Raw genomic sequence first — 8901 nt, forward strand, 5'->3', positions numbered from 1 at the left:
TCTCGCCGAACACCGCCACGTCCGGCCCGCACTGGATCAGCAGCTTGGCGACGATGAGGGCCACGCCCCCGAAGTGACCAGGGCGGGCGGCGCCGTCCAGAGGTTCGGCGACCCCGCTAACCTCGACCCTGGTGGAGAACCCCGGCGCATACATCTCGCTGACGCTGGGCGCGAACAGCAGGTCGCAGCTGGCGCCCGCCAGCAGCTCCGCGTCGCGCGCCTCGCCCCGGGGATAGGCGTCGAAGTCCTCATTGGGCCCGAACTGGGTGGGATTGACGAAGATCGACGCCACGGCGCGGTCGGCCTTGGTCTTGGCCAGCGCGATCAGTGACAGGTGCCCTTCGTGTAGCGCGCCCATGGTCGGGACCATGGCCACCCGCTCCCCCGCGCGCTTCCAGGCGGCCACGGCGGCGCGCAGGTCGACGACAGTGCGGACGATGGCGAGGGTCATGCGGCGGCTCCGGGCGGCGTGGGCGAGGCGGCTTATGGCGCGGCCCGGGCCCAAGGTCCATTCCATCCACAGGCCGGGGACAACATCACGTTGACGCGGCCTTGGGGCTAAGGCTCCTGTTAATCTCTCGAATCGCGAGGAGTTGGAGTTCGATGTCGCAGGCCAAGGTGATCGTCGTCGGTAACGAGAAGGGCGGGGCGGGCAAGTCCACCATCGCCATCCATCTCGCGACGGGGCTGCTGCATGGCGGGGGTCGCGTGGCGATCCTGGACCTGGACCTGCGCCAGCAGTCCATGGGCCACTTTTTCGCCCATCGCGCCGCCTGGCTGGCGGCCAACGGCGTCAGCGCGCCCATGCCGCTGGAGCATCCGTTGTCGGCGGACCTGTCGCGCGCGCCGGACGCCGAGGCCATGGCTCACTTCGAGGACGCCTTCGACAAGGCCTCCCAGGGCGCCGACTACGTGCTGATCGACACCCCCGGCGGCGATACCGCCATCAGCCGCGCCGCCCACGGCTTGGCCGACCTGATCGTCACGCCCATGAACGACAGCTTCGTCGACTTCGACATGCTGGGGATCGTCGACCCGGTCACCCTCGATCTCAAGCGCCCCAGCCTCTATTCCGAGACCGTGTGGAACAGCCGCAAGGCCAAGGCCGTGGCCACCGGAAAGTCCATCGACTGGGTCGTGCTGCGCAACCGCCTGGCGCCCACCGAGGCGCGCAATCGCAAGCGGTTGGACGACCGGGTCCAGGCCCTGTCGCGCCGTGTGGGTTTCCGGGTGGGCCCTGGCCTGCGCGACCGGGTGATCTATCGCGAACTGTTCCCCTTCGGCCTGACCATCGCCGATCTGTCGCCGACCATCCGGCCGGTGGCCATGTCGCTGCAGCACGTGGCCGCGCGCCAGGAGCTGCGGGCGCTGATGGGATCGCTGGGGCTCGCCACGGGCGACGAGCTGCTGGCCGCCCAATAGGATGGTCTATCTGGCCATCGGCTGCGCGGCCCTGGCGCTGCTGCTGTGGGCCAGTCGCGGGAAGCCGATCTTGAAGCGGCGCGAGTGGCGATTCCTGGCCGGCGTCTTCGCCTTGGCCTGCTTCGCGGCGGCGGCCTATGTCGGCGTCCGCGGCGGCTGGGGCAAGTCGATCGTGCTGGTGGTGATGGGCCTGTGGTTGGTCGTCTCCACCCGCCGCACGGGGCTGGGCTTGCCGCCGGTTTCGGGCAAGCTCAGCGACGCCGAGGCCCGCTCCATCCTGGGCGTGGCCCCCGACGCCACGGCCGCGGACATCCAGGCGGCATATTCGCGGCTGATGCGCATGGCGCACCCCGACAAGGGCGGCACCAGCGGCCTGGCCGCGCAGCTCAACGCCGCGCGGGACCGATTGCTGAAGAGATAGGTCCTAGGCCGGCCGCACGACCATGCAGGCGAGGCGCTTGGCCTTCAGAGCCTGGCAGGCGCCCTTGGCCGAGGATTCGTTGAAGCCGGTGAAGCGGGCTTGGTACTTGCCGCCGCCGCGATCCACGAAGCCCTTGGCGTCGTCGAACACCTTGCTGAAGCGCTTGTTGACGAAGGTGAGCTGCTCCTTGGCGTCGGACTTGGTCTTGAAGGTCCCGACCTGGACCGCCCACTTGCCACCGGACCTCTTGGCGCCCTTCCTGTCGTCGTCGTCCTTGTCGCCGCGCAGGCCGTTCTTTGTAGGCTCTACGATCTTGATCTTGGAGGCGGCCTTCGGATCCGAGGCCGAGGCCAGCATGATCCTCGCGCCTTCGGTGTCGTTGTCGCCCTGCTCGATGCTGCGCTGCATCGCTTGGCTCTGCGGCGGCGGCTCGAAGTAGTTCTGGGCCACGGTGATCTGCTCGCCGCGATCGCGGCGCGCCATGACGTCGAAGCCGGTGGTCATCAACTGGGTGGCGTTGTTGTTGCGCCAGGCGGTCGAGGGCGCGCCCAGCACCACGGTGATCAGGCGCTTGTTGTTGCGCGCCGCCGAGACGGCGATGTTGAAGCCCGAGGCGTTGGTGTAGCCGGTCTTGATCCCGTCCACGCCCGGCATGGTGTTGAGCATGCCGTTGTGATTGCGCAGCGACGTGCCGCGGAAGCTGAACGACTTGGCGCCGAACAGCCCATAGTACTGCGGGTAGTCGCGCATCACCGCGCGCGACAGGATGGCCAGGTCGCGGGCCGTGGAGATCTGGCGGCTGTCGGGCAGGCCCGAGGCGTTGACGAAACGGGTGTTCTGCATGCCCAGCTCCTGGGCGCGCAGGGTCATCATGGCGGCGAAGCGGGCTTCCGAACCGCCCAGCTTTTCGGCCAGGGCCACGGCGATGTCGTTGGCCGACTTGGTGGCCATCGCCCCCATGGCCTGTTCGACCGTCAGGGTCTCGCCGGCCGGCAGGCCGAGCTTCGTGGGGGCCTGCGCCGCGGCGCGAGGCGAGATCATCACGGGATCGTCCAGCTTCAGCCGGCCCGAGGCGAGCGCCTCGAAAGCCAGATAGAGCGTCATCACCTTGGTGATCGAGGCGGGATAGCGCGGACTGTCAGCCCGCTTGGCGTACAGCACCTCCCCGGTCTTGGCGTCCACAACCACCGCGGCGTATTTCGGCTGGCTGGCAGGGAGCGAAAGATAGGGAATCTGGGCCTGAGCGGTTGTCGCGATTGGGGCGAACGCGGTCGAAACCGCGATACCAAAGGCGACAAACAGGCGGCGGGCGCGCTCGAACATGGGCGGTTCGTCCGTCGAATCAAAGGGTTGGGCGACCCCCGGTCGCCTTACAAGAAGCCTACCATGACAGGGCCTACCTTGCGCGAGGGTAAACAAGGCTTGAACGAGCCGTTTTGTCGCGGATTTGCCGATCAACACTCGCGTGATGAGCGATGCTGCACTGCACAAAAGACGCTTGACTGCTGCACTGCAACATGAGAAATAGGCTGCGAGTTCAAAGCAGTCATCTGCCCGCGTTTGCATTGCGGCGTCCGCCGCCCCCACAACCGACCTCAGGAGAATATCCCATGGCCGCCGCCGAAACCGTCAAGAACACCGTCGAGCAGTTCAGCGCCGCTGGCAACGTCGCCTTCAAGGACGCTGTCGAAAAGTCGCTGGCTTCGCTGAACGACGTCAACGCTCATTCCAAGAAGAACCTGGAAGCCGTCATCGCTTCGGTGACCGCCTCGACCAAGGGCGCTGAAGCCCTGGGCGCCCAGGCGATGGCCTACTCCAAGAAGGCCGTTGAAGACCAGGTGGCCGCCGCCAAGTCGCTGTCGGGCGCCAAGTCGCTGCAGGAAGTGATCGAGCTGCAAACCACCTTCGCCAAGTCCGCCATGGAGGCCTATATGGCCGAAATGGGCAAGATGTCCGAGATCGTCTCGGCCTCGGTCAAGGACAGCATGAAGCCGCTGAACGAGCGCGTCACCGCCGCCGTCGAGCGTCTGCAAGCCGCCCGTTAAGATCTAAAGTCTCCCCCAGCCGCGCTGCGTACTAGCGAGGCTACCCCTGAAGAGGCCCGCACCGGAAACGGTGTGGGCCTTTTCTCTTTTCCGGGGCGGGGCTGGGCGCTAGACCTTCAGTCATGTCTCAAGTCGAAGAACGCTTGGCCGCCGCCGGTATTGTCCTGCCGCAGCCCAATCCGCCGGTCGCCAACTACGTCCCGTTCGTACGGGCCGGGGCCATCGTCCATATCTCGGGCCAGGTCTCGATCGACGCCGCGGGCGGCGTGCGCGGGATCGTCGGCGAGGATGTCGACATGGAGACCGCCAGGGGCGCGGCGCGCACCTGCGGTATCAACCTGCTGGCTCAGATGAAGGCGGCCTGCGACGGCGATCTCGACCGGGTGGTCCGGGTGGTCAAGCTTGGCGGCTTCGTCCAGGCTGGCCCGGGCTTCTTCGATATCCCGCAGGTCGTGAACGGCTGTTCCGACGTGATGGTCCTGGCCTTCGGCGACGCGGGCAAGCACGCCCGCTCAGCGGTCGGCGTCTACCGCCTGCCCATGAACTTCGCCGTCGAGGTCGATGCGGTGGTGGAAGTCCGGTGAACACCCAATTCGGCGAGACCTGGGACTTCCTGTTCCACCCGCCGGTGGCCCATCGCGGTCTGTGGACGCCGGACGGCGCGCCGGAGAACTCGCTGGGCGCGTTCCAGGCCGCTTGCCGCGCGGGCTATGGGATCGAGCTGGACGTCCAGCTCTCCGCCGACGGCGAGGCCATGATCTTCCACGATGAAGACCTGGAGCGCATGACCGGCGCCAAGGGGAAGCTGCGAGATCGCACCGCCGCCGACCTGGCCGAACTGCGGCTCAAGGACACAGACGAGCCGATCCCGACTCTGATGGACACCCTGGCGATCATCGGCCACCGCGCCATGGTGCATGTCGAACTGAAGACCCCGTTCGGCGATGTCGGGCCGCTGGAACAGCGGGTCCATGACGTTCTGATCGACCATGCCGGGCCGGTCTGCGTTATCGGCTTCAATCCCTATTCCCACGCCTGGTTCGCCGACCGGTTTCCAGGCGTTCTGCGCGGTCTGGACAGCTACAACTACAAGCGCGCGCCGCACCTGGCCGAGGAGCAGCGTCAGGCCTTCGCCCGGTTGGAGCACGTGGCGATCGCCCGCCCGCATTTCCTGGCGCTGAGCGTCGACATGGTGGCCGACCCCCGGGCCGTGGCCTACCGCGACAAGGGCATGCCGGTGGTGGCCTGGACCGTGCGCGACCCGGCCCAATGGCAAGAGATCAAGCCCCATTGTGACAACCTGATCTTCGAGGGCTTCGCCGCGTGAGCCTGAAATCGGCGGTGAAGGTCAGCCGCCGGATCGCCGAGATCGGCGCAGGGCCGTGGGATGCCTGCGCGGGCAACCCCGACTATGCCGCCAACCCGTTCATGGCCTTCGACTTCCTCGACATCGCCGAGCAGTCCGGCTGCGCCCTGGAACGCGCCGGCTGGGGACCGCATCATCTGTCGGTCGAGGACGAGGCGGGCAGGGTGGCCGCAGTCATGCCGCTCTACCTCAAGTCCCATAGCCAGGGCGAATACGTCTTCGACCATGCCTGGGCTGACGCCTATGAGCGGGCCGGCGGTCGCTACTATCCCAAGCTCGTCTCGGCCGCGCCGTTCACGCCCGCGACCGGTCCGCGTCTGCTGGTGCGACCGGACGTGGACCCTCTGGAGGCCTGGCCCATCCTGCTAGGCGGCGGGTTGGGGCTATGCGAGCGCTACGACGCCTCGTCGCTGCACGTGAACTTTCCCACCAAGGCCGAGGGCGACTGGATGGCCGGGCAGGGGCTCTCCTTGCGCCAGGGCCAGCAGTACCACTGGGAAAATCGGGGCTACGCCGACTTCGAGGGGTTCCTGAGCGCCCTGTCCTCAGGCCGACGAAAGACCATCCGCCGCGAGCGCCGCGACGCCCAGGCGGAGGTCGAGATCTTCGCGCTCACCGGCGCGGATATCACCGAGGATCATTGGGACGCGTTCTTCGGCTTCTACATGGACACCGGCGCGCGCAAGTGGGGCCGGCCCTATCTCAACCGCCTGTTCTTCTCGCTGCTGGGCGAGCGGATGGCCGACCGGGTTCTGTTGGTCATGGCGAGCCGTCATGGTCGCTGGATCGCCGGCGCGTTGAACCTGATCGGTGGCGACTGCCTCTATGGTCGCAACTGGGGCTGCGTCGAGGACGTGCCCTTCCTGCATTTCGAGCTCTGCTACTACCAGGCCATCGACTTCGCCATCGCTCGCGGCCTCGCCCGCGTCGAGGCCGGCGCCCAGGGCCAGCACAAGATCGCCCGAGGCTACCTGCCCAGCCCCGTCTATTCGGCCCACTACATCGCCGACCCCATGCTCCGCGCCCCGGTCGAGGACTTCGTGCGTCGCGAACGCGAGGCGGTGGGCGGGGAGATGGAATGGCTGGCCGAGGAGTTCTCGCCGTTCAAGGCGGGGTGACCGGAGGGTTTAGGATCGCGCCCAGGCCTGTCTCAGCAGTTCGGCCAGCCGACCATCCGCCTCGGCGATCGAACCGAGCACCACTTTCGCCCTCAGCCGCTCGGACCATCCTTTGTTCTTCGGCGCGGCAAGCCGCGGGTCCAGATCCGGCTCCACCGCCAGCCCGAGCGCAACCTGTCCGCCCTTGAGCGGGCGCATCGCGACGAACTGGACCTTCCGCGAGAAGGCCGAGAAGCCCTTGCGTTGCCCGTCGACCACCTCGGACAGTTGGGCGTGGATCATCGCCTCGACGGCCTCGAAGATCGCGGTGGCGGCGGGGTCCGTCCACAGCTTGGCGCGCAAGGCCCCGGGCTCATCCCACCGATCCTCGGATGGGAAGGCGATCGACAGGACGTGGGAAGCCCGGTTGATCCCCAGGCCATGATGCGCCCGCAGCCAGTCCGCCCGCGCCTTCGGCCGCGTCTCGGGGCAGGTTCTTGCGATGGCGACCCATTCGTCGATGGTCTTGCCGGTGTCGCGCTCCAGGCTCGCCTGCACCGAGGCGAACCACTTCTGCTGGCGTTCGGTCAGGGGCATCGTTCCGCCTCCGCGCGCGATTTGCTACCACGCTCCCTCAGAACCACGGAGCGCGACCATGAGCCTGGACGGGACCTATGACGACGGCAACATCTTCGCGAAGATCCTGCGCGGCGAGGCGCCCTGCGCCAAGGTGTTCGAGGATGGCGAGGTCTTCGCCTTCATGGATGTCTTTCCCCAGGCCAAGGGCCACACCCTGGTGATCCCGAAGCACTCCACCGGCCGAAACCTGCTGGAGGTCGAGCCGCAGGCCCTGACGCCGCTGATCCTGGGGGTTCAACGGGTGACGCGGGCGGTGCGCGCCGCGCTCAATCCCGACGGGATAATGGTCAGCCAGTTCAACGGCGCCACCGCTGGCCAGACCGTCTTCCACCTGCATTTCCACATCATCCCGCGCTGGGAGGGCGTGGCCCTGGGCCGTCACGGCGGCGGCATGGCCGATCCGGCTGAGCTCAAGACGCTGGCCGAGCAGATCGCGGCCAAGATCTCGTAGCCGCAAACGAAAAACCCCAGGCGACGCCTGGGGTTCTCGTCGAAAGCTGAAGCCTTAATCCGCCAAGGCCTCCGCGGTTTCCTCGCTCGGGCCCTCGATGATCGGGGCGCCCGGCACGCGGTCGTCGCCTTCGATCTCGAACACCAGCTTGCCGTCCTTGAGCACCACCTTGACGTGGCCGCCCTTGATCAGCTTGCCGAACAGGATCTCGTCGGCCAGAGGCTTCTTGATGTGCTCCTGGATGACCCGGGCCAGCGGCCGGGCGCCGTAGAGCTCGTCGAAGCCGTTCTTGGCCAGCCAGTCGGCGGCTTCCTCGCTGGTCTCGATGGTCACGTGGCGGTCGGCCAGTTGGGCCTCCAACTGCATGACGAACTTCTGGACCACCTGGCGGATGATGTCCTGGGTCAGCGCCTTGAAGGGCACCACGGCGTCCAGACGGTTGCGGAACTCAGGCGTGAACAGGCGCTTCAGGGCCTCGTCGACCTCATCGTCCTGCTTGCCTCGGCCGAAGCCGATGGAGTTGCGCTGAGCGTCGGAGGCGCCGGCGTTCGTGGTCATGATCAGGACGACGTTGCGGAAGTCGACCTTCTTGCCGTTGGCGTCCGTGAGGACGCCGTGATCCATGACCTGCAGCAGGATGTTGAAGACGTCCGGGTGAGCCTTCTCGATCTCGTCCAGCAGCACCACCGAATGGGGATGCTGGTCGACGGCGTCGGTCAGCAGGCCGCCCTGGTCGAACCCGACATAGCCGGGAGGCGCGCCGATCAGGCGGCTGACCGTATGGCGCTCCATGTACTCGCTCATGTCGAAGCGCAGGAGCTCGATGCCCATGGTCGAGGCGAGCTGACGGGCGGTTTCCGTCTTGCCGGTGCCGGTGGGGCCCGAGAACAGGTAGCAGCCGATCGGCTTGTTGGCGTCGCGCAGACCGGCGCGGGCCATCTTCATGGCCGACGACAGTTGGACGATGGCCTCATCCTGGCCGTAGACGGTGCGCTTGAGATCGTCGTTGAGCTGCTTCAGCGCTTCGGTGTCGGTCTTGGAGACCGACTTCGGCGGGATGCGGGCGATCTTGGCGACAACAGCCTCGACCTCCTTCAGGCCGATGGTCTTCTTGCGACGACCCTCCGGCAGCAGCATCTGGCTCGCGCCCGCCTCATCGATAATGTCGATGGCCTTGTCGGGCAGCTTGCGGTCGGTGATGTAGCGGGCCGACAGCTCCACCGCCGCCTTGATGGCGTCGTTGGTGTAGCGGAGCTTGTGGAACTCCTCGTAGTAGGTCTTCAGGCCCTTGAGGATCTTGATGGTGTCCTCGATCGTCGGCTCGTTCACGTCGATCTTCTGGAAGCGGCGGACGAGCGCCCGATCCTTCTCGAAGTGCTGGCGGAACTCCTTGTAGGTCGTCGAACCCATGCAGCGCAGGGATCCAGAGGCCAGGGCCGGCTTCAGCAGGTTCGACGCGT

The 8901-nt window shown here is 66.9% G+C and carries 11 protein-coding genes; 7 read left to right on the forward strand and 4 right to left on the reverse strand.

Annotation, left to right across the window (positions count from 1 at the left end; translation table 11 throughout):
- On the reverse strand, positions 1-451 hold a 451-nt coding region (locus tag RMO04_RS02135), incomplete at its 3' end, for a pantoate--beta-alanine ligase (protein WP_309643147.1).
- A gap of 152 nt (positions 452-603) precedes the next feature.
- Here RMO04_RS02135 and RMO04_RS02140 point away from each other — a divergent pair.
- Both RMO04_RS02140 and RMO04_RS02145 read left to right on the forward strand, forming a co-directional pair.
- On the forward strand, positions 604-1422 hold the full coding sequence (locus RMO04_RS02140) for a division plane positioning ATPase MipZ (protein WP_309643148.1): 819 nt from the start codon (positions 604-606) through the stop codon (positions 1420-1422).
- Between the two features lies 1 nt (position 1423).
- Positions 1424-1843: a DnaJ domain-containing protein gene (locus RMO04_RS02145; RefSeq protein WP_309643149.1), complete on the forward strand. Its 420-nt coding sequence runs from the start codon at positions 1424-1426 to the stop codon at positions 1841-1843.
- Between the two features lie 3 nt (positions 1844-1846).
- Here RMO04_RS02145 and RMO04_RS02150 read toward each other — a convergent pair whose 3' ends face one another.
- Positions 1847-3166: a D-alanyl-D-alanine carboxypeptidase gene (locus tag RMO04_RS02150; RefSeq protein ID WP_309643150.1), complete on the reverse strand. Its 1320-nt coding sequence runs from the start codon at positions 3164-3166 to the stop codon at positions 1847-1849.
- 287 nt (positions 3167-3453) lie between these two features.
- Between RMO04_RS02150 and RMO04_RS02155 the strand changes: the two genes are divergently transcribed.
- The 4 genes from RMO04_RS02155 to RMO04_RS02170 all read left to right on the forward strand — a co-directional run bounded on the left by RMO04_RS02155 (position 3454) and on the right by RMO04_RS02170 (position 6372).
- Positions 3454-3888 carry a TIGR01841 family phasin gene (locus tag RMO04_RS02155; protein ID WP_309643151.1) on the forward strand — a complete coding sequence of 145 codons (435 nt, stop codon included), beginning with the start codon at positions 3454-3456 and terminating at the stop codon, positions 3886-3888.
- A gap of 122 nt (positions 3889-4010) precedes the next feature.
- Positions 4011-4472 carry a RidA family protein gene (locus RMO04_RS02160; protein WP_309643152.1) on the forward strand — a complete coding sequence of 154 codons (462 nt, stop codon included), beginning with the start codon at positions 4011-4013 and terminating at the stop codon, positions 4470-4472.
- Positions 4469-5215: a glycerophosphodiester phosphodiesterase family protein gene (locus tag RMO04_RS02165; protein ID WP_309643153.1), complete on the forward strand. Its 747-nt coding sequence runs from the start codon at positions 4469-4471 to the stop codon at positions 5213-5215. The genes RMO04_RS02160 and RMO04_RS02165 overlap by 4 nt, the downstream gene beginning before the upstream one ends.
- Positions 5212-6372, forward strand: a complete 1161-nt coding sequence (locus tag RMO04_RS02170) for a GNAT family N-acetyltransferase (protein WP_309643154.1) — start codon at positions 5212-5214, stop codon at positions 6370-6372. Before RMO04_RS02165 ends, RMO04_RS02170 begins: the two co-directional genes overlap by 4 nt.
- Before the next feature lie 9 nt (positions 6373-6381).
- On the opposite strand, the gene RMO04_RS02175 is transcribed toward RMO04_RS02170, so the two are convergent.
- Complete coding sequence (locus tag RMO04_RS02175; protein ID WP_309643155.1) at positions 6382-6948, reverse strand: DUF4287 domain-containing protein; 567 nt, start codon at positions 6946-6948, stop codon at positions 6382-6384.
- 58 nt (positions 6949-7006) lie between these two features.
- Here RMO04_RS02175 and RMO04_RS02180 point away from each other — a divergent pair, with 58 nt between their 5' ends.
- Positions 7007-7441, forward strand: a complete 435-nt coding sequence (locus RMO04_RS02180; protein ID WP_309643156.1) for an HIT family protein — start codon at positions 7007-7009, stop codon at positions 7439-7441.
- A 54-nt stretch (positions 7442-7495) separates the two neighbouring features.
- Here RMO04_RS02180 and RMO04_RS02185 read toward each other — a convergent pair.
- The coding region (locus tag RMO04_RS02185; RefSeq protein ID WP_309643157.1) for an AAA family ATPase at positions 7496-8901 on the reverse strand (1406 nt) is incomplete at its 5' end.

Origin of the sequence: Phenylobacterium sp. (genome assembly GCF_031412415.1) — a bacterium.
Classification (GTDB): Bacteria; Pseudomonadota; Alphaproteobacteria; order Caulobacterales; family Caulobacteraceae; genus Phenylobacterium.

Excerpts from the sequence above, each read along its gene's own strand:
- RMO04_RS02140 (WP_309643148.1), top strand. The coding sequence starts at position 604 with ATGTCGCAGGCCAAGGTGATCGTCGTCGGTAACGAGAAGGGCGGGGCG.
- RMO04_RS02145 (WP_309643149.1), top strand. The coding sequence starts at position 1,424 with ATGGTCTATCTGGCCATCGGCTGCGCGGCCCTGGCGCTGCTGCTGTGG.
- RMO04_RS02150 (WP_309643150.1), bottom strand. The coding sequence starts at position 3,166 with ATGTTCGAGCGCGCCCGCCGCCTGTTTGTCGCCTTTGGTATCGCGGTT.
- RMO04_RS02155 (WP_309643151.1), top strand. The coding sequence starts at position 3,454 with ATGGCCGCCGCCGAAACCGTCAAGAACACCGTCGAGCAGTTCAGCGCC.
- RMO04_RS02160 (WP_309643152.1), top strand. The coding sequence starts at position 4,011 with ATGTCTCAAGTCGAAGAACGCTTGGCCGCCGCCGGTATTGTCCTGCCG.
- RMO04_RS02175 (WP_309643155.1), bottom strand. The coding sequence starts at position 6,948 with ATGCCCCTGACCGAACGCCAGCAGAAGTGGTTCGCCTCGGTGCAGGCG.
- RMO04_RS02180 (WP_309643156.1), top strand. The coding sequence starts at position 7,007 with ATGAGCCTGGACGGGACCTATGACGACGGCAACATCTTCGCGAAGATC.